We start from the raw sequence: 24,317 nt of genomic DNA, 5'->3' as shown, positions 1-24,317 counted from the left end.
CCTACAGCAGCGCGGCTATGGCCGCGCGCGCCGCATCACCCAGGTCCGGCCGCTTCAGGGCCAGGGCCACATTGGCCCGCAGCAGACCGATCTTGTCGCCGCAGTCGTGGGTCACGCCCTCGTATTCCACCGCCGTGAAGGTCTGGTCCTGCATCAGCCGCGCCATGCCGTCGGTCAGCTGGATTTCACCGCCCGCGCCGCGCGGCTGGTTCTCCAGGATGCCGAAGATTTCCGGCTGCAGGATATAGCGGCCCGAGATCGAAAGGTTCGACGGTGCCTCGCCCTGCGGCGGCTTTTCGACCATCCCCCGCATGCGGATATGGCGGCCTTCCCGGTTCACCGGATCGACGATGCCGTATTTGTGGGTCTCGCTTTCCGGCACGGCCTCGACGCCGATCACATTGCCGCCCACCCGGGCATAGACATCGGCCAGCTGTTTCAGGGCACCCGGCTGGGAATCCACGATCACATCGGGCAGCAGGACGGCGAACGGCTCGTCGCCGATAATGTCACGGGCGCACCAGACGGCGTGGCCGAGGCCGAGGGGCTGCATCTGCCGGGTGAAGCTCATCTCGCCGGCGCTGGCCAGTTCGGCGTTCATCATCTCGAGGATATCGGTCTTGCCCTTGGCCAGCAGCTGGGCTTCCAGCTCGATCTGGTGATCGAAATAGTCCTCGATGGCCCCCTTGGAGCGGCCGGTGACGAAGACGATATGCTCGATCCCGGCCTCGCGGGCTTCCTCGACGATATAGCTGAGGATCGGCCGGTCGACGACGTTCAGCAGCTCCTTGGGCGTGGTCTTGGTGCCGGGCAGGACGCGTGTGCCCAGACCGGCCACGGGCAGGACGGCCTTGCGGAGGCGGCGGGTGGAAGCGGTCATTCGATATCCTGAACAGCGAGGGGAGGCAGCGTAACGCATCCGGGCACGGATGCGATCACTCCACCGTCACCGACTTGGCCAGATTGCGCGGCTGGTCGACGTCCGTGCCCTTCTGCACCGCCGTGAAATAGGCGAGCAGCTGTACCGGTATGGCGTAGATCAGCGGTGCGATCAGCGAGTGGCACTCGGGCGCGTCCACCCGGCGGATGCCGGCGCCGTGCGGATCGGGGGCGGACTTCGGTGCGATCATGATCACCGGTCCCCCGCGCGCGGCCACTTCCTGCAGGTTGGAGGCGGTCTTTTCAAACACCTCGTCCAGCGGGGCCAGGGCGACGATCGGGGTGAATTCATCGACCAGGGCGATCGGCCCGTGCTTCAGCTCGCCGGCGGCATAGCCCTCGGCGTGGATATAGCTGATCTCCTTGAGCTTCAGCGCCCCCTCCATGGCCAGGGGGAACATCGCCCCCCGACCGAGGAACAGGACGTCGGTCGCCTTGGCGATGTCCTGGGCGACGGCCTTGAGGTCGTCCTCCATCCGCATGGCCTCGGCGATCAGGCGCGGGGCCTCGAACAGGGCCTTGACCAGTTCGGCTTCCCGCGCGGCGTCGATCACCCCGCGCTGCACGCCGGCAGCCACGGCCAGGGCCAGCAGGGCGGCGACCTGGGCCGTAAAGGCCTTGGTCGAGGCGACCCCGATTTCCGGCCCGGCATGGGTCGGCCACAGGGTCTCGGCCTCGCGCGCCATGGACGAGGAATGGACATTGACCAGGGCGGCGGTGCGCAGCCCTTTCGTCTTGCACCACGACAGGCTGGCCAGGGTGTCGGCGGTCTCGCCCGACTGGCTGACCGCGACGGCCAGGGTGCCCGGCGTCAGGGCGGGCTGGCGATAGCGGAACTCGGACGCGATCTCGACGTCGCAGGGCAGGTTGGCCAGCTTCTCGAAGGCATAGCGCCCGATCTGTCCGGCATAGAAGGCCGTCCCGCAGGCGATGATCTGCAGCCGGTCTATGGCGGCGAAATCGGCGGAATCCGTCTTGGCCTTGCCGTTCACGAAGTCGAGGTAATGGGACAATGTGTGCTGGACGCTGTCCGGCTGTTCATGGATCTCCTTCTCCATGAAGTGGCGGTACTCGCCCTTCTCGACCAGGGCGGACGAGGCCGAGACCTGGACGACCGGACGTTCGACGGCGTGGCCATCGACATCGAACATCCGCGCGCCGTTGCGGTCGATCCCGACATAGTCGCCCTCTTCCAGATAGGAGATCTTCTGGGTGAAGGGGCCGACGGCCAGGGCGTCCGAGCCGAGATACATCTCGCCCTCTCCCCAACCGACCACCAGCGGGCTGCCGCGGCGGGCCCCCAGGATCAGGCCGTCCTCGCCCTCGATCAGCACCGCCAGGGCATAGGCCCCGGTCAGCCGGTCCAGCACGTTCTTGAAGGCGACCATGGGGTCATTGGCCGTTTCCAGGGCCCGATCCAGCGCATGGGCCACGACCTCGGTGTCGGTCTGGCTTTCGAATATGTGACCCTCGGCCGTCAGCTCGGCCTTCAGCTCGGCGAAATTCTCGATGATGCCGTTATGGACCAGCACGACCCGGCCCGCCTTGTGCGGATGGGCATTGGCGGTGGTCGGAGCCCCGTGGGTGGCCCAGCGCGTGTGACCGATGCCGATGGTCGATGACAGGGGCTCGGCCAGCAGTACGGCTTCCAGTTCACGGATCTTGCCCTTGGCCCGGCGACGTTCGATGCGCCCGTCGACCAGGGCGGCGACACCGGCGGAATCATAGCCCCGGTATTCCAGCCGCTTCAGGCTGTCGATCAGGCGGGGAACCGCCGGGCCTGTCCCGGTCACGCCGATGATGCCGCACATGGATTGGACCTTCAAAAAATCTGGATTCCCGCGCTTTGCGCGCGGGCGGGTAACGGTCTAAGCGGACCCTGGATGTCAGGCGCCGGTTTAGGCGACGGGCGGCCGGGATTGCACCTAAAAAGCGGTTTCGCAAGATTTCTGCGCCGCGCCACGCAAGGAAGACGACGCTTGGGCGAGAGACGCTATTTCGGTACCGACGGCATTCGTGGCCGGGCCAATACCCATCCGATGACGCCGGAAGTGGCCCTGCGGGTCGGTCTTGCGGCCGGCCGCCTGTTCATGTCCGCCGACAACCGCCGCCATCTTGCGGTGATCGGCAAGGACACCCGCCTGTCCGGCTATATGATCGAGCCGGCGCTGGTTGCGGGCTTTACCTCGGCGGGTATGGACGTGCGCACCTTCGGTCCCCTGCCGACCCCGGGCGTGGCCATGATGACCCGGTCGATGCGCGCCGACATCGGGGTGATGATCTCGGCCTCGCACAACTCCTTCCTCGACAACGGCATCAAACTGTTTGGCCCCGACGGTTACAAGCTTTCGGACGCCGTCGAGTTGAAGATCGAATCGATGATGGATCAGGCGCTTGATGCCGATCTGGCGCCGCCCGACGCGCTGGGCCGGGTCAAGCGCATCGACGATTCCCAGGCCCGCTATGTCGAGATCGCCAAGGCCAGCTTCCCCAAGGGGCTCAGCCTCCAGGGGCTGCGCGTGGCAATCGACTGCGCCAACGGCGCGGGATACCGGGTCGCCCCGACCACCCTCTATGAGCTGGGGGCCGAGGTCTGCGCCGTGGGCGTCGAGCCCAACGGCCTGAATATCAACGCCGACTGCGGCTCGACCCATCCCGAGACCCTGGCCGAGGCGGTCAAACGCTACCGCGCCGACATCGGTATCGCCCTCGATGGCGACGCCGACCGGGTCATCATCTGTGACGAGAGGGGCCAGGTCGTCGACGGCGATCAGATCATGGCCCTGGTCGCCCTGGACTGGGCCAAACGTGGCATGCTGAAGGGCGGCGGCGTCGTCGCCACCGTCATGTCCAACCTCGGGCTCGAGCGGCTGTTGAACAGCCATGACCTGTCGCTGGAGCGGACCAAGGTCGGCGACCGCTACGTCATGGAACGGATGCGCGAAGGCGGCTTCAACCTCGGCGGCGAACAGTCCGGCCACATCATCCTGCATGACCACGCCACCACCGGCGACGGTCTGATGTCGGCCCTGCAGGTGCTGGCCGTGCTCGTCGAGAGCGGCAAGCCGATGAGCGAACTGGCCCGCCAGTTCGAAACCGTGCCGCAGAAGCTGGAAAATGTCCGCTACACCTCCGGCAAGCCGCTGGAGACCGCCGGGGTCAAGGCCGCCATCGCCGACGCCGAGGCCCGGCTCGCGGGCGTCGGCCGGCTGCTGGTGCGCCCGTCGGGCACGGAAAAGCTGATCCGCGTCATGGCCGAGGGCGACGATGCGAAGCTGGTGAAGTCGGTGGTCGCGGATGTGGCTGCGGCGGTGAAGGCGGCGGGGTAGGGACGCCCGCCTACCTTGCTGGCTCCGGACCGAAGCGGTTTGGCCCCGTCGTTCCCCGGAGAGCCAGAAAGACGATCAGGCTCACCAGCGCGACCATGTAGAGCAGGTTGTTGAAGAAGAGCAGGAAGAACAGGCTCAGGTCCGGCTCTCCCGAAGCCGTCATCTGCGTCATCATGGCAGGAAAGGCCGTCAGGCCGAAGAGCAGGAACGGCAAGGGCATCAGACCCCAGTAGGCCCGACGACCACTGTCATGGAGGCGACGCGACACGGCGGCGGCAAGCAGGCCCACGCACGCCAGAACCATCGATGCGAGGGTCGCGAAGAAGGGCCCCAAATTCAGTTCGGGCGCATCGGGATGACTGGCGTCAATCGAGATGGAATAGCTGCCCGGCGATGAATGGACTGTCGCCGCCTCCGGATGCGCCGCCGCGAACGTCTGCATCCCGGCGAACATCTCGTTCATCACCACTGACATGAGGATGCCGAAGCTGATGAACACCAGCGCGAAGACCACACCCGCATAGGGCCAGAACTCCCCGCGGCTATCGCGGCCCGAGAACCGGGCAATGTTCCGGAATCCTCGCACGATCGGATTGGCCATCATCACCTCCCTACGCCAAACGTCAGACTAGCCCCGGCGTGATTCCCATTCCAGTCGAGTGAACTCAGCGATGGAACCCGCCGCCGGACCAGCGCAGTCTGCCGTAATGATTCCCGCCCGCCGTCCCGGCATTCTCGCCCTGATCCCCGCCCTGATTCCCGGCCTGATCGCCTGTGTCGCGGTCGCCCTGGTGGCGGTGGCTGTCCAGGCGCTGGAGGTCCGGCTGTTCGGGCGGGGGTGGATCGACGCCATCGTATTGTCCATCCTGATCGGCGCCGCGATCCGCAGTGTCTGGACGCCCCCGGCCGCGATCCTTCCCGGTATCGAGTTCAGCGCCCGCAGCCTGCTGGAGATGGCTGTGGTGCTGCTCGGTGCCTCGGTCAGCGCCGCGACCGTGATCGCCATCGGCCCCGGCCTGCTGGCGGGCACGGCGGTGGTCGTCGTCCTCGCCCTGGCCGTCAGCTACGGCATCGGCCGTCTGCTTCGGCTGCCGCACCGGATGGCGGTCCTGATCGCCTGCGGAAACGCCATCTGCGGCAACTCCGCCATCGCCGCCGTCGCCCCGGTGATCGATGCGGACGCCGAAGACGTCTCGGCGGCCATTGCCTTTACGGCGGTCCTCGGGATTGCGGTGGTGCTTCTTTTGCCGCTGCTCGGCCAGGCGCTGCAGATGACCGACGTCCGCTACGGCGTGCTCGCCGGCCTGACCGTCTATGCGGTGCCCCAGGTGGTGGCCGCCACCCTGCCCGTGGGCGCTGTGGCCAACCAGGCCGGCACCCTGATCAAGCTGGTAAGGGTGCTGATGCTGGGGCCGGTCTGCCTGTGTCTGGCGATCGTCACCGGCCTTCGCCGCCGTGGCCGCGACAGCCGCCTGGAACGGACGTCGCCGGTGCGTGGCCTGGCCATCCGGCAGCTGGTCCCATGGTTCATCATCGGCTTCCTGCTGTTGATGGCCGCCCGGTCGATGAACCTGATACCCCCCGAACTTCTGCCCGCCCTGGCCGACTCGGCCAAGGTTCTGACCATCCTGTCGATGGCCGCCCTCGGGCTCAGCACCGATGCACGGGCTGTGGCCCGGTCCGGCGTCCGCATCGCCTCGGTGGTGATCCTGTCCCTGCTGGCGCTGCTGGGTCTGGCGCTCGGCCTGATCTATCTGCTGTCGCTGGCCTGAAGATCCGACAGGCGGTCGGCCAGCCCCTCGATCCGTTGCCGTATATCCGGCACGGCGATGGTTTCCCAGAAGGCCGCCCGTGCCGGGGGGCCCAACACGAACAGGCGCGGGTCGGACTGGCCGTCGGCGCCCCGCACCCGCCCGTCCTGATCGAGGTCCAGACCCAGCCGCAGCGGATCCAGCCGCGCCCGACCGGCGGCGATCAGGGGTCCGAACAGGGGGTCGGCCGCCGTGTCGTGGGCCGGGCCCGAACAGTCGATCAGCCAGCCTCCGCACAAGGGTGGCTGTTCCCCGCCCTGCCGGGGAGTCCAGTCCATTGCTACGCCCTTGGCCGTTGCCTCGATCCGGCGGACCCGGCCGGCGACGATCCGCAACCGGCCGTCAGCCTCCAGTGCGGCCAGGGCCGCCGCAACCGGAGCGGCGATCCGGTGACGGTGCACATCCCACCAGGGTCGCAGATGGCGCAGCCAGCGCGCGCGCGTTGCCGTATCGGCCCCGGCCCAGAGGTCATGGGTGATCGGCCGAAGCCCCTCCATCACCCCGCGCCAGTCACCGTCCCGCGCCAGTCGCCGGGCCTCGGCCAGCCGCTGCGACGCGGCACCCGCGGTCAGGGCACCGGTCGGGGGCAGGGGCGCATCCGCCGTCACCCCATGCGCCCGGGGCTTGAGCCCGTGTCGTGACAGGGCCGTCGCCCGTCCGGTCCAGCCCTTCGCCGCCAGCCACAGGACCATGTCGACCATGGTCAGGCCCGCACCGATCAGGACGACGTCATCCTGCACCCCGATGGGCTCCAGTGCCCCCGCTGCCCAGGGGTTGCTGATGATGCGCGCGCCGGAACCGGCGGCGCGCGGGACCGGGTTGCCCGTAGCCAGAACCACCGCCCCGGTCTCGACCGTCCGGCTGTCCGCCAGGCGAACCCGCGTGCCGTCGATCCCGGCGGCCTCGCCGGTCACGCGCGCGATCCGACCGGGGTGCGCGGCCTCGGCCGCCGCCAGCCGGTCCTGCACATAGAGGCCATACAGCCGGCGGGGCGCAAAGCCCTCGGGGTCGGCGTGGCTTGGATGGTGGGCTTCGAGCCAGCGCACGAAATCGTCCGCGCGTCCATGCACCGCGCCCATGCGGCCCGAACGGACGTTGAGCAGATTACCGTCGAATGGCGTGGCATAGGCCAATCCCGGCCCGAAGGTCCCGGTCCGCTCGATCAGGCTGGAGGCGACACCCCGTTCCGCCAGCCTTGCGGCCAGCATGGCACCGGAAAACCCGCCGCCCACGATCGCCACTCGCTTGCCGTCGTTGGACACACTCCGTCTCCGGTCAGGCTCAGAGTTCCTGATTATAGGCCCCGATCTCGGTGTATTTCGCCAGCCTCGGCTTCACCTCATCACGGAACAGTGCGCGCATGTCCGCCTCCGAACGCATGCTCTCGACCACCACCACCAGCTCAGGCTTGTTGGAGGAGGCCCGGACCAGCACCCAGGATCCGTCCTCCAGATGCACCCGGACGCCGTTGACGGTGATGGTCTCGACGATCTTGCGGCCCAGGATCGAGCCGCCGGCGTCGGCCAGGGCCTGATACTCTGCCACGATCCGCTCCAGAACCCCGTACTTCAGTTCGTCGTCGCAATGCGGCGACATGGTCATGGAGGTCCAGGCGTCCGGCAGGGCCGCCTTCAGCTGCGACAGCTTTTTCCCGGGATTGCGGTCCAGCATGGCCAATATGGCCCCGGCGGCGACGATGCCGTCGTCATAGCCCCGGCCCAGCGGCGCATTGAAGAAGAAATGCCCCGACTTCTCGAACCCGGCGAGCGCCCCCAGTTCAGCGGTCTTTCGCTTGATATAGCTGTGGCCGGTCTTCCAGTAGACGACCTCGGCCCCGTTCGATTTCAGCACCGCGTCGGTCTTGTACAGGCCGGTCGACTTCACATCGACGACGAAGGTGGCGTTGGCGTGCAGGGCCGACAGGTCCCGACCCAGCATCAGGCCGATCTTGTCGGCATAGATCTCCTCGCCCGTGTCATCCACCACGCCACAGCGGTCGCCGTCGCCGTCAAAGCCCAGCGCCAGCTCGGCCCCGGTCTCGCGCACCCGGGCCGCCATCTGCATCAACATTGCGTGATCTTCCGGGTTCGGATTGTATTTGGGGAAGGTCCAGTCGAGGTCTGTGTCCATCTCGATAACCTCGGCCCCCATCCGGCGCAGGGCCTCCGGAGCAAAGGCCCCGGCCGTGCCGTTGCCGCAGGCGGCCACCACCTTGATCGGCCGGCTCAGCTTCACCCCGGCGGTGATCTCCTCGAGGTAGCGTTCACGGAAGTCCTCGACCCGGGTCAGGGCACCGCCCGGCCGGGCCACGCCCTCGCCGTTCAGGACGATGTCCTTCAGCCGCCCGATCTCGTCGGGGCCGAAGGTCAGGGGCGGATGGGCCCCCATCTTCACCCCGGTCCAGCCGTTCTCATTGTGGCTGGCGGTGACCATGGCCACGCAGGGTGCGTCGAGGGCGAACTGGGCGAAATAGGCCGTCGGCGAGAGGGCCAGGCCGATGTCCAGCACCTCCATCCCGCCTTCCAGCAGACCGAGGGTCAGCGCCTGTTTCACGCTCAGCGAATAGGCGCGGAAGTCATGGCCGACCACGATCCGGGGCCGCTGGCCGATCTCATGCACATAGGTCGCCAGCCCCAGACCGAGGGCCTGGATGCCCAGCAGGTTGATCTCCTTTTCCAGGATCCAGCGCGCGTCATACTCCCGGAACCCCGTGGCCTTGACCAGCGGTGTCGTCTCATACGCGACCGTGTTGGGACGCAGGTCAGAGCGGGGCTTTTGCATTGGGAACCTTGGGGGAGGGGCCGGGTTTCAGCTTGGCTATAGGGCACAGGGGGTCACACGGACAACAACGCGCTGTGTCCGGCAAGGCTGCGAGGCCGGACCGCCAGACCCCTGTCTTGACCCACGGCGCCGCCGGTCCTACCCCCCGGACAGTCCGTCCGGAGATTTCAATGCCCCGCCTGATCCTGCTGCGCCACGGCCAGAGCCAATGGAATCTCGACAACCGCTTTACCGGCTGGGTTGACGTCGACCTCACCGCTGAGGGCGAGGCCCAGGCCCGGCGCGCCGGCGAACAGATCGCCGCGGCAGGCTTCCGGCCTTCGGTCATGTTCACCTCGGTGCTGAAGCGGGCGACGCGCACGGGGGCCCTGGCCCTCGACTCGGCCGGTCTCAAGGATGTTCCGGTCATCCACGACTGGCGCCTGAACGAGCGCCACTACGGCGGTCTGACGGGCCTGAACAAGGCCGAGACGACGGCGACGCATGGCGAGGCCCAGGTCCTGATCTGGCGCCGCAGCTACGATATTCCGCCCCCGCCGCTGGCACCGGGCGGCGAGTGGGATTTCGCCGGCGACCCGCGCTATGCCGGGCAGGCCATACCGGACACCGAAAGCCTCAAGACCACGCTCGACCGCGTCCTGCCCTACTGGGACGAGGCGATCGTCCCGCGGCTCAAGGCCGGCGAGGATGTGCTGATCGCCGCACACGGCAACTCCCTGCGCGCTATCGTCAAACATCTGTTCGCCGTTCCGGACGACCGGATCGTCGCGGTCGAAATTCCCACCGGAAACCCGCTGGAGATCGATCTTGACGCTGCGCTCCGGCCTGTCGCAGCCCGCTATCTGGACGCGGCGCGAGCAACCGAGCTCCCGTCGATCGGAGCCCGGGCATGATGACGCCGCAGCAGGCCTCCGACGACATCCGCTTCATGGGCCGGGCGATCGCCCTGGCCCGGGACCAGATGGGCCAGACCTGGCCCAATCCGGCGGTCGGCTGTGTCATCGTCAAGGATGGCGAGGTCGTCTCCGAGGCCGCTACGGCCCCCGGCGGCCGTCCGCATGCCGAGGAACAGGCTGCGCCCGCCGCCGGCGACCGGGCGCGCGGCGCGACCGCCTATGTGACCATGGAGCCCTGCGGTGCGCGCTCCTCGGGCCGCACCTCCTGTTCCCATTTCCTGATGGATGCAGGGGTCAGTCGCGTGGTCGTGGCCGCCGTCGATCCTTCGCCGTTTGCCGCCGGGCGTGGCGTGGAACGCCTCAGGAAGGCCGGACTGCAGGTCGAGACGGGCCTGCTCGCAGAGGAGGCGGCGGTCCTCTACGAGGGCTATCTGCACCGGGTCGAGACCGGCCGCCCGATGGTCCGGGTCAGCGCCGACGGCGTGGGCTTTGATGCCCGGTTCGCCGCCTCGGCCAAGGCCGACCTTACCACCGAGCTGAAACGCCTGGGCGAGGCAGGCTACACCCGCGTCTGGGTCAGCCCCGGGGAACTGGCGGACGCACTCGGGGCCCAGGGGCTGCTGACAGCCTGATCCCGCCGGCCCGTCATCAACCCCCGTCCCTCGTCCGTCCTGCCTCACACACGCTTCCTTAAGTGCCGGCGTGCCATATCGGGACGATGTCGAGGTCTGATGTTCCCGCCGCCGGAAGGCGCATCAAACGGAGTGAACGGGACGCCACCGGCGGCAGGCCCGACCTTCCGGGGCGGACCGATGCGGCCGATGCAATCCCGATGGGGCCGAGCGGCCTCGAGATCACGGACCCTGTCGCATGAACCCGGTTCGACAGCGCCTGTCACAGAGCGAGCTGGATGTGTTCGTCGCGGCGCATGAGCGCCTGGCCAATGGTCGTCCCGGCGGTCGCCGCCTCATGCTGAAATTCTTCGATCTCAACGGGCTGGACCTGTCGGACCGCAACCTGGCTGAGGCTGATTTCAGCGGCTGTTCGCTGGAGAACGCCAGGCTGGCGGGGACCTGTATGAACGGCGCCGTGCTGTTCTGCGCCGATCTGAGAGGGGCCGACTTCACCGGTGCCGAGCTGGTGAGGGCTGACCTGCGCGGGGCATGCCTGCGCGGTGCCAATCTGACGAATGCCGACCTTACCCGTGCCGATTTCCGCGAGGGCGTGATCGCCATACCGCACGCCACCCGGGGCCTGACGGCGGTGAGGCATGAGAAGCGACAGGGCACCGCTGATGGCGCGACCTTTACGGGCGCAACCCTTGACGGCGGCCAGCTGGACGGAATCAACGCGAAGAAGGCGGACTTCACCGACTGTTCCCTGGGCGGAGCCAATCTGAGCCGGGCGAATCTCAAGGACGCCATCCTGACCGGCGCCATGATGGAAAACGCCTCGGTAGACCGCTGCAATCTCGAGGGGGCTCGCATGACAGGGGCGATCCTGACCGGGGTCACCCTGGAGCTTGCCGATACCAAGGGGGCGGACCTGACCGGTGTCCTGCGCAGTCCGGGTGAAGAGGCGCTGGCCCGCGCCGCGATTCTTGCGGAAAAAGCGCTTGACGCAAACGCCTGGGCGGAAAGCGGTGGCGTGTTCGGTGAACCTGCGGTGTTTGACGGCGAGGATTTGCGTCCTCTCGGCGACCGGTTGAAGGACCTGAAGCTGCCGGGCCTGAGCGCCAGACACGCCTGTTTCGCCGGCATGGACCTCAAGGGTGCGAGCCTCCAGGGGGCCGGTCTCGAGGGGGCAGACCTGCGTGGCTGTGATCTGCGTGGCGCCGACCTTCGGGGGGTCCGTCTGAACGGGGCCCTGCTCAACAGGGCGGATCTGCGCGGTGCCAATCTTGGGGCTCTTGCGATCAGCAAGGACCGTTTGATGCCGGCCATGCTCGTAGAGGCCATTCTGCGCTGCACCCGGCTGGAAGGTGCCATTCTGGACGCAGCCCGGCTCGACGGCGCAGACGTCTCGGGCGCCCGGATTGACCTTGAATCGTTGACCGCAGAGCAGCGACAGGTGATCCGGATATTGGACGACATGGCCGCCTGAACCGGCCATGAAAAAGGGGGCGACGCGAACGCTGCCCCCTCCTCAATCGACCGCTGCACCGGCCTGGCTGAGTTTCCTCGCTTCAGGCCGGACCGATCCGGGTCACGCCGCCTTGGGCTTCCGGGTCTCGATCAGCGGCTTCGCCGGAGCGGGAACGCCGATCTCGATCCGGCGCGGCTTCAGCGCCTCGGGCAGCTCGCGGGCCAGCTCGATCGACAGCAGGCCATCGGCCAGGTCGGCACGCGTCACCATCACATAGTCGGCCAGCTGGAAGCGGCGCTCGAAATCGCGCTCGGCCAGACCCCGATGCAGATAGGTCCGCTGGGCACCGGCATCGTCATTGGCCGTCTTGCGGCCGGTGACGGTGAGCAGGTTTTCCTTGACCTCGAGGGTCAGTTCATCGGGCCTGAAGCCGGCGACGGCGATCTCGATCCGATAGGCGTTCTCGCCTGTGGTCTCGATATTGTAGGGCGGCCAGCCGTTTTCCTGGCGGGTTGCGGCCGCGGTTTCCAGCAGTCCGGCCAGACGGTCGAAGCCGACGGCGGAACGGTACAGCGGGGTGAAATCATAGGTACGCATGGGTCATCCTCCTGGGGATCAGCAAGGTTGAACCGGTCCCGCGGTTTGATGCCCGGACCGGCGGTGGGAGTTCAGTCCGGTCGGCCCGTTGATCGGCCCCGTCCGGTCTGGAAGCCCCGAAATCGGCGGCCTCGGATCCGATGTGGGAAGCCGCGCGAAACCGTCAAGGGGGTGGTGCCTCCGCGCCAATCTGTCGCCGTCGGCCGGTCATGGCTTGCCCCCGGCCCCGAAGGCCTTAGGGTTCGCGGCTATTCGCTCAGGAGACCCCCCATGCGACTGCTCGCCCTTGCCGTGACGACCGCGCTGGCCCTGCCGGCCCTGGCCGCTGCCCAGACCCTGCCGACCATGCCGACGCTGGATGAGACCCCGGCCGAGCGCACTGTCCGGCGCGCGGCCATGACGCCGCCCGTGCTGCAGGAAGATGCGGCCCTGCAGGCTGCCATCGGCTCGGCCGCGCGTCCGGCCGCCGACGTCGCCCGGGACGTCTATCGCCACCCGTTCGAGACCCTGACCTTCTGGGGCCTGACCCCGGGTTCGACCATCGTCGAAATCCAGCCGGGTGCGGGCGGCTGGTGGAGCGCCATCCTGCAGCCCTATGCCGAAGCCACGGGCGGAACCTATGTGGCCGTCAATCGCCCGCAGGACGGCATGGGTATCGCCGACGGCACGGCCGACATGGTCCTGGTCGCGCGGGCCTTCCACAACTGGCACCGTGCGGGCCGCACCGATGCCTTTCTGGCGTCCTTCTTCAAGGCGCTGAAGCCCGGCGGCGTGCTGGCCATCGAACAGCATCGCAGCGAAGACGGACTCAACCCCGATGTCACCGCCCCGACCGGCTATATGCCGGAGAGCTACATCATTCGCGCCGCCCAGGCGGCCGGTTTCGTGCTCGAGGCCCGCAGTGAATTGAACGCCAATCCCAAGGATGATCATGACCATCCCTTCGGCGTCTGGACCCTGCCGCCGGTTCGCACCAGCGCCCCGCGCGCCAACAATGCCACCGACCGGCCCACGCCCCTGACCGCTGCGGAACGCGCCGAGTATGACGCCATTGGCGAGAGCGACCGGATGACCCTGCGATTCCGCAAACCCGGCTGATGTCTGACCCGGTTGTGAACCGTTTTGACCGGGCCCGGGAACACGGTTAAGCCCAGCCCTCGGTCGGCTGGTCTGAAATGTGCAGTATCGGCCTCCAGGGGAACTGGATGAGCAATTCGAGACAGGATTGGCGGCTGTCGCTGTCGCGCCGGGGATTACTCTCCGGCGCAACGGCCTTGACGCTGACCGGTCTCGCGGCCTGCGGTCGTCGGGAAAAAACCGCCGAACCGCCACCCACGCCCGACGGCCCGCCCCAGGGATCGCTGGAATGGGCCGTCGCGGGTCCCTGGCGGGCCCAGGACAAGATCCGCGACGCCGCCCGTCATCCGATGGAGACCCTGCGCTTCTTCGGCCTCCAACCCCGAATGACCGTGGTTGAGTTCTGGCCCGGCAGCGGCTGGTGGACGGAAATCCTCGCTCCCTACCTCGCTGAGGGCGCGGGCAAATACGTTGCCGCCGGATTCCAGACCGGCCCCGGCGCAGATCCGTCCCAGGTGGCGCTGATGGCGGCCTTCGAGCAGCGGTTCACCAACGACCGCCGCCTTTATGGCGAGATCGAGCTTTCGGCGTTCGGACCGACCTCGGGGCCGGTGACCCTGGCGGGCACGGCCGACCTGGTCCTGTTCATGCGCAACATTCACGCCTGGATGGCGGCAGGCATCGCCGAGAAAGCCTTTGCCGACGCCTATGCCGCCCTGCGTCCGGGCGGCGTTCTGGGGATCGAACAGCACCGGCTCGGCCCGGAAGAGGATCAGGACCCGGCCGCCGCGAACGGCTATGTCCAGGAGGCGTTCGTGAAACAGCTGGCGGCCGAAGCCGGCTTCGCCTTTGTTACCGCCTCGGAAATCAACGCGAATGAAAGGGATACCAAGGATCATCCTTTCGGCGTCGAAACCCTGCCTCCCATGGGATTGACGGCACCGCGCGGTTCGCCGCCGAATCCGACCTTCGACCGTTCGAAATACATCGCGATCGGTGAGAGTGACCGCATGACCTTGAGATTCAGGAAGCCAGAGTGAACCGAGCCGCCGCCTATGCCGCCAACGCGCCCCTGATGGGGGTCCCCGGAGCGTCCGCGCCTCCGGGCGGCGTCGGCGAATGGTTCCGTGGCGCCGGCGGCCTGCGACTGCGCGCCGCCTTCTGGACCCCCTCCGCCCTGGTGGCCGGCAAGCCGCGCGGCACTGTGATCGTCAGCCCCGGTCGTACCGAGCCGATCGAGAAATACTTCGAAGTCATCGGCAATTTCCTCGCCCGCGGCTGGTGCGTTCTCGCCCATGACTGGCGCGGCCAGGGGCTGTCGGCCCGGCTGCTTCCCGATCGTCTGAAAGGCCATGCCCGGGCGGTCGAGGAGTTTCTGGACGACTACGCCCGCCTGCTCGACACCTGGGAGACGCGCGCACCCAAGCCCTGGATCATGGTCGGCCATTCCATGGGCGGCACGCTGAACCTGATGACGCTGCAGGGCGGCGAGAGCCGGTTCGCCGGTGCCATCCTGTCGAGCCCCATGCTGCGCATCCGCACCGGCAGGCGGTCGATGTGGTCGGTCAAACTGGCCGTCCGCTGGAACCTGCGCCACGGCAAGGCCGGGGACTATGTGCTCGATAACATCGACGATCCGTTCGACCACACCTTCGAGAAGGACGCCCTGACCTCGGACGAGAGCCGCTACGAACAGTGGCGGCAACAGCTTTACGCCTGTCCGCATCTGGCCGTCGGCGGGCCCACCTGGGGCTGGCTGGCCTTTGCCCTCGACGCCGGCGAACGTTCGCTCAAGCCCAAGGCCTTGAAGGCCGTCCGCATTCCGGTTGCTGTGGTTCAGGCGGCCGAGGATGACCGGGTCTGGAAGCAGACCAACAAATGGGCCGCCAAACGGCTCGGGCGGGGCCGCTACGTCGAGGTCGCCGGGGCCAAACACGAGGTCATCATGGAAGCCGACGACATGCGCCGGGTCTTCCTTGAGGAGTTCGACGCCATGGGGGCCTATGTGTCGCCGGTGGAGGACCTGTCCCCTGTGTTGGCACCCGCCACGCCCGATCCGGTCAGCGGCTCCCGGCCGACTGAAGCGGCCTGATCAGAGGCTGGCCCGTCTCAGCGTAACCAGCGCCTGATCCCGGATCCCGACGTCGCCCACAGCCAGGATCTGACCGCTGCCGTCCGGTGTGTCGCCGCGCCAGTTGGTGACCGCGCCGCCGGCCGCCTCGATCACGGGGACCAGGGCTGACCAGTCCCAGACCTTGAGTCCGCTCTCGGCCACGAGATCGATCCGGCCTGCAGCCAGCATGGCATAGGCATAGGCGTCGCAGCCCAGCCGGGCCAGTCGGGCAGCGGCCCGCACCTGGCGCCAGGCCCCCAGTTCGGCACCGGTGAACAGGTCGGGGTCGGTGGTGGCGATCACGGCGTCCGTCAGGCGCGGGCAGGCCCGAACAGCCAGCGGCGTCTCCGTCCCGCCCTTGAGCAGGCAGGCACCGGACGGGCCGCCGAGGAAGATCTCATCCAGACAGGGCTGACCGATCACTCCGATGCCAGGCCGGCCTTCGGCGCGCAGGGCGATCAGATTGGTCCAGAGCGGCAGGCCGGCGATGAAGGCGCGCGTCCCGTCGATGGGGTCCAGGATCCAGACGTGGTCGGCCTCCGGCCGGTCCTCGCCATATTCCTCGCCGATGACCCCGTGATCGGGATATCGGGCTGCGATCAGGGCGCGGAGCGCCGCCTCCGCCTCACGGTCGGCCTGGGTGACCGGATCGAAGGCACCGGGGCCGCCCTTGTCGGCCTCCTCAAACGCACCGCGGAAATACGGCAGGGAGACGCGCGCAGCCTCGCGGGCCAGCTCGACGGCGAACAGTTCGTATTCGGTCATAGGGAGGGGTTAGGGCTTAGGGCTTGGGGCTTAGTCAAGCCGATCCGGCCGTCCGCACCCGAAATCCCTAACCCCTAAGCCCTAATCCCTATGCCCTCAGGCGGCATCGCCCTCGGCGTGCAGTGACTTGGCCAGATCCAGCAGGCGCCGGCGCGGGCGCTCGCCCAGTTGGTAGTAGGCCTGGATCAGGTCGAGCGTTTCCTTGCGGGAAAACATCTCGCCGCCCTGGCTGGCCGCCTCCTTGCGCTCGATGGCCTCTTCCAGACCGTCGTAGAAATAGCTGACCGGCGACTCCAGCGCCTCGGCCAGTTGCCACAGCCGGGCGGCCGAGATGCGATTGGCCCCGCACTCATATTTCTGGATCTGCTGGAAGCGGATCCCGACCTGGGTGGCCAGTTGCTGCTGGGTCAGGCCGAGAAGACGCCGACGACGGCGCAGGCGACGGCCCAGGTGAAGGTCGATATCGGTGGCCATGGCCCCATTTCCCCTTGTTGGCGGGCTGTCCCGAAGCGGGACGGCTCGCCCTCCGGGTGGCAAGCACCATGCCGCGCTCCCGTGACGGGGGATTGTCAGGGAGCGCTGATTTGGGACCGGAAGCGCAACCGTTGCCGCACCGGCGCATTACCGCCTCAGAGCGATCGCGCTCCGAATGTCAGGAGAAACACCATGGGTTTGGGAATCATCGGCTGGATCGTCATCGGCATTGCCGCCGGCTGGCTGGCTGAAAAGGTGATGGGCCGCAGCCACGGCCTCGTCACGAATCTGATCGTGGGTGTCGTCGGTGCCCTGCTGGGCGGCTGGATCGCCGGGAACCTGCTGGGCGAGCCGGTCGGCGGCTTCAACCTCGTGACCCTGCTGGTCGCCTTCCTCGGAGCCTGCCTGTTGTTGTTCCTGCTGGGCCTGGTCAGGCGTCGCGCCTGAGCCGACCCGGGACGGCCAGAAAAAAAGGGGGCGGCTCCCTGCGGAGCCGCCCCCTTGTCCTTTCAGGGCGCGGGTCCCTATTCCTCGCGGACGCGTTTCTTGCGGAACGAGGGGTTCAGCACGGCCTTGCGCAGGCGGATCGATTTGGGCGTGACCTCGACCAGTTCGTCTTCCTCGATATAGGCGATGGCCTGTTCCAGCGACGGACGGCGCGGCGGCGTCAGGCGGACAGCCTCGTCCTTGCCGGCGGCGCGGATGTTGTTCAGCTGCTTGGCCTTCATCGGATTGACGTCGAGGTCGTCCCAGCGGGCGTTCTCGCCGATGATCATCCCCTGGTAGGTCTTCTCGCCGCCGCCGACGAACATCACGCCGCGGTCCTCGAGGTTCCACAGGGCAAAGGCGGCGGTCTCGCCGTCGGAGTTGGAGATCAGCACGCCCTTCAGACGGCCCTCGATGGCCCCCTTGTGCGGCTCATAGTGGCTGAACACCCGGTTCAGCACGCCCGAACCGCGCGTGTCGGTCAGGAACTCGCCCTGGTAGCCGATCAGCGAGCGCGACGGCGATTTCAGCGTCAGACGCGTCTTGCCGGCACCCGACGGGCCCATGTCCTTGAGCTCCGCCTTGCGGGCCGAAAGCTTTTCGATGACCACGCCGGTGTATTCGTCGTCGACATCGATGACGACGTCCTCGATCGGCTCCAGCTTCTCGCCGTTCTCGCCGGTCTGATAGACCACGCGCGGACGCGAGATCGACAGCTCGAAACCCTCGCGGCGCATGTTCTCGATCAGCACGCCCAGCTGCAGTTCGCCGCGACCGGCGACCTCGAAGGCGTCCTTGCCGCCCGTCTCGGTGACGCGGATGGCGACATTGGCCTCGGCCTCCTTGAGCAGTCGGTCGCGGATGACGCGCGACTGGACCTTGTCGCCCTCGCGGCCGGCCAGCGGGCTGTCATTGACCGAGACGGTCATGGAGATGGTGGGCGGATCGATCGGCTGGGCGGGCAGGGCCTCGGTGACCTCCAGGGCGCACAGGGTGTCTGCCACCGTGGCCTTGGACATGCCGGCGATGGCGACGATGTCGCCGGCCTCGGCGCTGTCCACCGGCTGGCGCTTCAGGCCGCGGAAGGCCAGCACCTTGGTGATCCGGCCCTGTTCGATGGTCTTGCCGTCGCGCGACAGGGCCTTGAGGGCCATGCCCGGAACGGCCTTGCCGCTCTCGATCCGGCCGGTCAGCAGGCGGCCGAGGAAGGGATCGCTCTCGATCAGGACATTCAGGATCTGGAACGGCTTGTCGGCCGCCTCGACCTGCTTCGGCGGCGGCACATGGTCGACGATCAGGTCGAACAGGGGGCCGAGGTTGTCGCTGGGCTGGTTCAGGTCGAGCGTGGCCCAGCCGGCGCGGCCCGAGGCGTAGATGTGCGGGAAGTCCAGCTGCTCGTCGGTCGCGCCGATGGCCGCGAACAGGTCGAAGGCCGCGTTATGGACGCGATCCGGATCCGCGTGGGCGCGGTCGACCTTGTTGATGCACAGGATCGGACGCAGGCCCATCTTCAGGGCCTTGGTCAGCACGAATTTGGTCTGGGGCATGACGCCCTCTTCGGCGTCGACCAGCAGGACGCAGCCGTCCACCATGCCCAGGATGCGCTCGACCTCACCGCCGAAGTCGGCGTGGCCGGGGGTGTCAATGATGTTGATCCGGGTCTCGCCGGCCTTGCCGTTCCAGAGCACGCTCGTGCATTTGGCCAGGATGGTGATGCCGCGCTCGCGCTCCTGGTCGTTGGAGTCCATGGCGCGCTCGGTCGTCGCCTCATTGGCTCGGAACACGCCCGACTGGGCCAGAAGCTGGTCGACCAGCGTGGTCTTGCCGTGGTCGACGTGGGCGATGATGGCGACGTTGCGCAGATTCATTTGACTATCAGACGTGCAAGGCGGCCGGCCCGGGCGAGAGTTTGGGTCGGCGGCTGGGTTCAGGCGACGGTGCGGGGAGCGCGCGCCTCATACAGGGGCGCAGGCGGAAACGCCAGTGCGGGAACGCGCAACGGCGGGTCGGTGGTTCTGTCGCCCTGAAAAACAGGCATTGGAAGGACGCGCCGGTGAGTTTACCCGGTTCCGGCCCCGTATGGCCCCGATCCCGGAGAGTGGTCGTGACTCTGACGGCAAACCGACACACGAATTGAATAGAAGCGGCCGGGGATTGGCGCATGGCCCGGCCAGACCCGTCACGGGCCATGCGATGGGGGGCGTCATGACCGAGATCGGACTGGGAGGATGGCGGGCTCTGACGCGGCCACCGAACGGGCGGCGCAGCTGGATCATTCGCGGCGTCTCCCGCCTGGAGCTGCTGTTATCGAGCCTGCCCCGTCCCAATGACCCCATCATGCTTTGCCTGCTGGCGGTGCTCGCATCCAGCGCGCTGTTCCGGTCGTTTCCGGCGATCGATATGGCGGCCAGCGAGGTCTTCTTCCGGGCCGGGGCCGGCTTCCCCCTGAGCCAGGAGCCCCTGCTGAAGGCGTTCCGGAAAAGTGCCGACCTGGCTCTGGTCCTGCTCGTCACCGGTCTGATTGCGGGCCTGGTCTGGGGAATCGCGCGCCGGGGGCCCGGCGCCCTGGTTTCTGCCCGTCGCTCCGTCTTTCTGATCGCGGCCCTGGTCATCGGCCCCGGCCTGGTCGTCAACGGCCTGTTCAAGAGCTGGTGGGGCCGGCCGCGGCCCGTGGCGGTGGACGTCTTCGGCGGCGAGGCACCCTATCAGACCGTCTGGCGCATCAGTGACTGGTGCCAGTCAAACTGTTCCTTCGTCAGCGGCGAGGCCTCGTCCGCCGCCTGGCTGGTAGCCGCCACGGTCCTGATCCCGGCGCGCCTGCGCCCGGTTCTGGTCCCGCCGGTCGTCCTCTATGCCCTGCTGATTTCGTTGAACCGCCTCGCGTTCGGCGGCCATTTTCTTTCTGACATCGTGCTGTCCTGGGCGATCAGTGGACTGGTCTTTACCGTCCTGTACCGCGTGATGGTCAGCGCCCCCGGCGTGGCGACCCGGGCCCGGGTCAGGGCCTGGAAGGGCATGTCCTGGGTTTCGGCCCGGACCGCTCCCCGCCTGCCCCGGTAAAATCCTGTCCTGCCGCCGCACCTCGCCCGGAGGTGCAGCGGCAGGATCGGCTCAGCGGACGATGGCTCTAGACCTTCGCAGACCGGTTCCGCACCCAGCCGTAGAGCGCCAGGGTCAGCACCGCGAAGACGGCGATCCCCGACAGCATGGCCGGCCAGGTTGAGCCCTCGGGCAGCATGGCGAAGGGGGCCTCATTGTTGGTGGAGACAATCACCCCGGCCGTCATGACCAGGAACAGGCTCTCGCCGACGATCAGGCCCGAGGCCAGCAGCACGCCCATCCGGCGGCCGACGTCGGCGAACCGGGTGGTCTTGATCGCCTTGTCATAGATCCAGCCACACACGGCACCGACGACCAGCAGGGTGGTTACGGCGGCCGGCAGGTAGAAGCCGATACCGACCGCCAGGGGCGGCAGTTTCATCCGCCCCTTGGTGACGGCGCCCAGGCCGGCGTCCAGCACGATGATCACCGCGCCGATGGCGGCCCCGACGCCGATCAGATCCCAGCGCAGGTCTCCGCCGATGACGCCGCGGGCCAGGGCCGAGATCAGGGTGGCCTGGGGGGCCGCCAGGGGCTCGTCGGTGATCCCGACAGGGCCGCCCTCGAAGCCGAAGGCCTGGTTCAACAGGTTGAGGATCAGCGGAATGACCAGGGCACCGGCAATGACGCCGACGATCAGGGCCGTCTGCTGCCGCCAGGGCGTGGCCTGGACCAGCTGGCCGGTCTTCAGGTCCTGAAGGTTGTCGTTGGCGATGACGGCCACGGCGAAGACGATCGCCGTCACGATCAGGGCAAAGGCGATCACCGACGGGTCGGCGGGCAGGCCGGCCAGCTGCAGCACACCCAGCATCAGCAGGGAGGCGATGACGATGGCCAGGATCCCGACCCCCGATACCGGGCTGTTTGAGGAACCGATCAGCCCGGCCATATAGCCGCAGATGGCGGCCACGGCGAAACCGATCAGGACCACATAGACCAGGCCGCCGCCGACCAGCAGGGCCGTTGAATTGGCCAGGGTCGGATTGCCCTGGGCGAACCAGGCGAGGATGAAGCCGATGCCGATCAGGCAGGCGACCGACAGGCCGGCCACGATATTGATCGGGATATCCTGCTCGGTGCGATCCAGCACGCCGCCGTCCTGACGGCGACGGTTTGCGGCCAGCGCCGAGGACAGGCCGCCGATCAGGGGGCCCGCCAGTTTGATCAGGGTCCAGATGGCGGCGACGCCGATGACGCCGGCCCCCATCAGGCGGACTTCCCGGCGCCAGACCGTGCTGGCCAGTTCCTCGGCCGCGGCCCCGGGATCCAGGGTGGTGGCGATGGAGGGAATGCCGTGGGCGGTCAGCCAGGCGATGGTCTCGGGGCTGGTCAGGATCGGCACGGCGATCGCCCAGGCCAGGATCAGGCCGAACAGCTGGGCCAGGCCGACACTGAGTCCGATCAGATGGCCGGCACCCAGCAGGGCGAACTGCATGCTGAAGCCGATCCCGGTCGCGCCACCGCCCAGCGATGCGGGCAGTTTGATGAATTTGGTCGCCTCGGCCGCGAACACCCGGCCCGCGACCAGCAGGGCATAGCCGGCCGAGACGACGGCCCCGGTGATCACGACCCACAGGCCGGAGGCGTTCTCGCGCACCGCGCTCTCGGTCTGTTCAGCCCCGCGCGAGCCGACGGTCAGGACCTCGGCGGCGGCGACGCCCTCCGGATAGGGCAGGCCGCCGTTGACCACCAGGGCACGGCGCAGGGGGATGGAGAAGGTCACGCCCAGAATGCCGCCGAACACGCAGATCAGCACGGACTCCCAGAACGGGAACTCCAGCCACCAGCCGACCATCACCAGTCCGGGCAGGACGAAGATGATCGAGCTCATGGCCCCGCCGACCGAGGCGACGGTCTGGACCGTCATGTTCTCCCAGATGGTCGAGTCCTTGAACATCCGCAGGATGGCCATGGAGATGACCGCCGCCGGGATGGCCGAGGCGAAGGTCAGCCCGACCTTCAGTCCCAGATAGGTGTTGGCAGCGGTGAAAACGACGGCCAGCAGACAGCCCAGCACCAGGGCCCGCAGCGTCAGTTCGATCCGTTTGACGCCGCTGACGGGCGCGCTCGCGGGTGTATCGGTCATGGGGTTCCTCTCCCTCGTTGCTGAGGAGGTAAGCCGAGAAAGCGGTGAGTGGCTAGTGGTTAGTGGCGACAGCGTCCCTGCCGGCGGAAGGGCGGCGCGGGCTCAGCCAGGACACGGGGCTGGCCAGCCACGAACCACCAACCACCCGCCATGCCCCATCCCTCCATTGACACCCGCCCTTCCCCGGCCGAGCCTCGCCTCAAACGGGGAGAGACACGATGAAACGGATGATCACCTTGGCGGCGGTCGGCCTGATGTGCCTCGGCGGCACGGCCGGTGCCCAGGATGCCCGCACGCCCTCGGCCGATATTGTCGAGGCGCGGCAGGCGGCCATGATGCTGTCGGGCGTCGCCATGGGCTCGATCAAGGCGGCCATCGACGCGGGCCAGCCGATCGCCAGCCAGCGCTTCGCCACCCGCGCCCTGGCCCGCTGGGCCCACGCCGTCCCCGGGGCCTTCCCCGCCGGCAGCGGTGCCGAGGCCGGCGTCCGGACCACCGCCAGACCCGAGGTCTGGAGCGACCGCGCCGGCTTCGAGGCCAGGGCCGCCGACTATGCTGCCGCCGCCGACCGCCTCGCCGAACTGGCCGCCGGCGATGACGCCGCCGCCTTCACCGCACAGCTGGCCGTCGTCCGCGCCAGCTGCCAGTCGTGTCACGACGGGTACAAGGCGGGCTGAGGGATCAGGGCTTGGGGCTTGGGGCTTAGGGCTTAGGAAGTCGGGATTGGGCTGCTAGATTGATCGCGGTCCCCCTAATTCCTAAGCCCTACCAACTAAGCCCTCCGTCATGCCCGAACTCCCCGAGGTCGAAACCGTCCGCCGTGGCCTTGAGCCGGTGCTCACCGGTGCGCGCCTGACGCGCGTGCGCCAGAACCGCCCCGACCTGCGGTTTCCCTTTCCCGAGCGGTTCGTCGAGCGACTCGAAGGCGCGACCGTCGAACGCCTCGACCGCCGCGCCAAATATCTGCTGTTCCCCCTGTCGACCGGCGAGACCTGGGTCAGCCATCTCGGCATGACCGGCCGCTTCACCCTCGAAGGCGAACAGCTGGGCGAGTTCGAGGCGGCCGCGCCCATCGCGGGCAAGCACGAACATATGAGCCTCTGCGCCGTGCGCGACGCCGTCACGACCCGGGTCGGGTTCGCCGACGCCCGCCGCTTCGGCTTCATGGGCCTGATCCCCACCGGGGCGGTCGAGGCCCATCCCTGGTTCGCCGGCCTCGGCCCCGAACCGCTCGGCAACGGCTTCTCCGGCGCCCACCTCGCCGAGGCCTTCGCGGGCCGGAAGCCGACCATCAAGGTCAGCCTGCTGGACCAGCGCCACGTCGCCGGCCTCGGCAATATCTATGTCTGCGAGGCCCTTTACCGCGCCCGCATCTCGCCCCTGGTCGCGGCGGGCAAGGTCTCGAAGCCCCGCCTCGAAACCCTCGCCGCCGTCGTCCGCGATGTGCTGGGCGAGGCCATCCTCGCCGGCGGCTCGACGCTCAAGGATTTCGCCAATGCCGACGGCGGCCAGGGCTATTTCCAGCACCGGTTCGACGTCTATGGCCGCGAGGGCCGGCCCTGTCTGGCGGACGGCTGCACCGGCGTGATCCGGCGCACCGTCCAGGCCGGCCGGTCGACCTTCTGGTGCCCGGTCTGTCAGAAGCGGTGAGTGGCTGGTGGCTAGTGGCTAGTGGCTAGGGGGGCCTTCCCCCGCAACCTCAGGCCTTGTCCCGAAGCGCCCGAACCCACTAATCACCCACCACTAGCCACTAGCCACTCGCCACCAGCCACCCCCCGG

22 protein-coding genes are annotated in these 24,317 nt (G+C 68.0%); 12 read left to right on the top strand and 10 right to left on the bottom strand.

Annotated elements, in window-relative coordinates:
• Position 1: 1 nt before the first annotated feature.
• Complete coding sequence (gene galU / locus Q0053_RS07550; RefSeq protein WP_298098203.1) at positions 2-880, bottom strand: UTP--glucose-1-phosphate uridylyltransferase GalU; 879 nt, start codon at positions 878-880, stop codon at positions 2-4.
• Positions 881-935: 55 nt separating this feature from the next.
• A complete protein-coding gene (gene glmS, locus Q0053_RS07545) occupies positions 936-2,750 on the bottom strand; it encodes a glutamine--fructose-6-phosphate transaminase (isomerizing) (RefSeq protein ID WP_298098199.1) in 1,815 nt (604 codons plus the stop codon).
• Between the two features lie 168 nt (positions 2,751-2,918).
• Here glmS and glmM point away from each other — a divergent pair, with 168 nt between their 5' ends.
• A complete protein-coding gene (glmM, locus tag Q0053_RS07540; protein WP_298098196.1) occupies positions 2,919-4,268 on the top strand; it encodes a phosphoglucosamine mutase in 1,350 nt (449 codons plus the stop codon).
• Positions 4,269-4,278: 10 nt separating this feature from the next.
• Here glmM and Q0053_RS07535 read toward each other — a convergent pair whose 3' ends face one another.
• Complete coding sequence (locus Q0053_RS07535; protein WP_298098193.1) at positions 4,279-4,869, bottom strand: DUF805 domain-containing protein; 591 nt, start codon at positions 4,867-4,869, stop codon at positions 4,279-4,281.
• 106 nt (positions 4,870-4,975) lie between these two features.
• Here Q0053_RS07535 and Q0053_RS07530 point away from each other — a divergent pair, with 106 nt between their 5' ends.
• Entirely contained in the window at positions 4,976-6,040 is a 1,065-nt protein-coding gene (locus Q0053_RS07530; RefSeq protein ID WP_298098190.1) for a putative sulfate exporter family transporter, read from the top strand.
• On the opposite strand, the gene Q0053_RS07525 is transcribed toward Q0053_RS07530, so the two are convergent.
• A complete protein-coding gene (locus Q0053_RS07525; RefSeq protein WP_298098187.1) occupies positions 6,019-7,341 on the bottom strand; it encodes an FAD/NAD(P)-binding protein in 1,323 nt (440 codons plus the stop codon). The two genes, Q0053_RS07530 and Q0053_RS07525, sit on opposite strands and share 22 nt — an antisense overlap.
• A 19-nt stretch (positions 7,342-7,360) precedes the next feature.
• Positions 7,361-8,860 (bottom strand): phosphomannomutase/phosphoglucomutase, encoded by a 1,500-nt coding sequence (locus Q0053_RS07520; RefSeq protein WP_298098184.1) that lies wholly within the window; start codon positions 8,858-8,860, stop codon positions 7,361-7,363.
• Between the two features lie 170 nt (positions 8,861-9,030).
• On the opposite strand from Q0053_RS07520, the gene Q0053_RS07515 reads away from it, so the two are divergent.
• From Q0053_RS07515 to Q0053_RS07505, 3 genes are all read left to right on the top strand, one after another.
• The gene (locus Q0053_RS07515) at positions 9,031-9,753 is read left to right on the top strand and encodes a 2,3-bisphosphoglycerate-dependent phosphoglycerate mutase (protein ID WP_298098181.1); all 723 of its coding nucleotides are present in this window, start codon (positions 9,031-9,033) and stop codon (positions 9,751-9,753) included.
• A complete protein-coding gene (gene ribD / locus Q0053_RS07510) occupies positions 9,750-10,388 on the top strand; it encodes a bifunctional diaminohydroxyphosphoribosylaminopyrimidine deaminase/5-amino-6-(5-phosphoribosylamino)uracil reductase RibD (protein ID WP_298098178.1) in 639 nt (212 codons plus the stop codon). Before Q0053_RS07515 ends, ribD begins: the two co-directional genes overlap by 4 nt.
• Positions 10,389-10,626: 238 nt before the next feature.
• A complete protein-coding gene (locus tag Q0053_RS07505; protein WP_298098176.1) occupies positions 10,627-11,859 on the top strand; it encodes a pentapeptide repeat-containing protein in 1,233 nt (410 codons plus the stop codon).
• Between the two features lie 102 nt (positions 11,860-11,961).
• On the opposite strand, the gene Q0053_RS07500 is transcribed toward Q0053_RS07505, so the two are convergent.
• Positions 11,962-12,438, bottom strand: a complete 477-nt coding sequence (locus tag Q0053_RS07500) for an Hsp20 family protein (protein WP_298098174.1) — start codon at positions 12,436-12,438, stop codon at positions 11,962-11,964.
• A gap of 270 nt (positions 12,439-12,708) precedes the next feature.
• On the opposite strand from Q0053_RS07500, the gene Q0053_RS07495 reads away from it, so the two are divergent.
• The 3 genes from Q0053_RS07495 to Q0053_RS07485 all read left to right on the top strand — a co-directional run bounded on the left by Q0053_RS07495 (position 12,709) and on the right by Q0053_RS07485 (position 15,607).
• The gene (locus Q0053_RS07495; RefSeq protein WP_298098171.1) at positions 12,709-13,536 is read left to right on the top strand and encodes a methyltransferase; all 828 of its coding nucleotides are present in this window, start codon (positions 12,709-12,711) and stop codon (positions 13,534-13,536) included.
• Between the two features lie 107 nt (positions 13,537-13,643).
• On the top strand, positions 13,644-14,555 hold the full coding sequence (locus Q0053_RS07490) for a methyltransferase (RefSeq protein WP_298098168.1): 912 nt from the start codon (positions 13,644-13,646) through the stop codon (positions 14,553-14,555).
• Positions 14,552-15,607, top strand: a complete 1,056-nt coding sequence (locus Q0053_RS07485; protein WP_298098165.1) for an alpha/beta fold hydrolase — start codon at positions 14,552-14,554, stop codon at positions 15,605-15,607. Before Q0053_RS07490 ends, Q0053_RS07485 begins: the two co-directional genes overlap by 4 nt.
• Here the strand turns inward: Q0053_RS07485 and hisN are convergent, their stop codons facing one another.
• Both hisN and Q0053_RS07475 read right to left on the bottom strand, forming a co-directional pair.
• Positions 15,608-16,393, bottom strand: coding sequence for a histidinol-phosphatase (gene hisN, locus Q0053_RS07480; protein WP_298098162.1), 786 nt, complete (start codon positions 16,391-16,393; stop codon positions 15,608-15,610). It lies immediately after the preceding gene.
• A gap of 96 nt (positions 16,394-16,489) precedes the next feature.
• Complete coding sequence (locus Q0053_RS07475) at positions 16,490-16,867, bottom strand: helix-turn-helix transcriptional regulator (RefSeq protein WP_298098159.1); 378 nt, start codon at positions 16,865-16,867, stop codon at positions 16,490-16,492.
• Positions 16,868-17,059: 192 nt separating this feature from the next.
• On the opposite strand from Q0053_RS07475, the gene Q0053_RS07470 reads away from it, so the two are divergent.
• Positions 17,060-17,314, top strand: coding sequence for a GlsB/YeaQ/YmgE family stress response membrane protein (locus Q0053_RS07470; protein ID WP_298098156.1), 255 nt, complete (start codon positions 17,060-17,062; stop codon positions 17,312-17,314).
• 77 nt (positions 17,315-17,391) lie between these two features.
• Here the strand turns inward: Q0053_RS07470 and typA are convergent, their stop codons facing one another.
• Positions 17,392-19,221, bottom strand: a complete 1,830-nt coding sequence (gene typA / locus Q0053_RS07465) for a translational GTPase TypA (RefSeq protein WP_298098154.1) — start codon at positions 19,219-19,221, stop codon at positions 17,392-17,394.
• Between the two features lie 337 nt (positions 19,222-19,558).
• Between typA and Q0053_RS07460 the strand changes: the two genes are divergently transcribed.
• Positions 19,559-20,413, top strand: a complete 855-nt coding sequence (locus Q0053_RS07460; protein WP_298098151.1) for a phosphatase PAP2 family protein — start codon at positions 19,559-19,561, stop codon at positions 20,411-20,413.
• Positions 20,414-20,480: 67 nt separating this feature from the next.
• Here the strand turns inward: Q0053_RS07460 and Q0053_RS07455 are convergent, their stop codons facing one another.
• On the bottom strand, positions 20,481-22,538 hold the full coding sequence (locus tag Q0053_RS07455; RefSeq protein ID WP_298098148.1) for an OPT family oligopeptide transporter: 2,058 nt from the start codon (positions 22,536-22,538) through the stop codon (positions 20,481-20,483).
• 218 nt (positions 22,539-22,756) lie between these two features.
• Here Q0053_RS07455 and Q0053_RS07450 point away from each other — a divergent pair, with 218 nt between their 5' ends.
• Both Q0053_RS07450 and mutM read left to right on the top strand, forming a co-directional pair.
• Positions 22,757-23,215 carry a cytochrome c gene (locus Q0053_RS07450; protein WP_298098145.1) on the top strand — a complete coding sequence of 153 codons (459 nt, stop codon included), beginning with the start codon at positions 22,757-22,759 and terminating at the stop codon, positions 23,213-23,215.
• A gap of 109 nt (positions 23,216-23,324) precedes the next feature.
• Complete coding sequence (mutM, locus tag Q0053_RS07445) at positions 23,325-24,188, top strand: bifunctional DNA-formamidopyrimidine glycosylase/DNA-(apurinic or apyrimidinic site) lyase (protein WP_298098142.1); 864 nt, start codon at positions 23,325-23,327, stop codon at positions 24,186-24,188.
• The last annotated feature ends 129 nt before the right edge of the window (positions 24,189-24,317 follow it).

Origin of the sequence: Brevundimonas sp. (assembly GCF_027487935.1) — a bacterium.
GTDB lineage: Bacteria > Pseudomonadota > Alphaproteobacteria > Caulobacterales > Caulobacteraceae > Brevundimonas.
The sequence above is the reverse complement of the archived record's forward strand: the minus strand, read 5'-3'. Positions and strand labels throughout refer to the sequence as shown.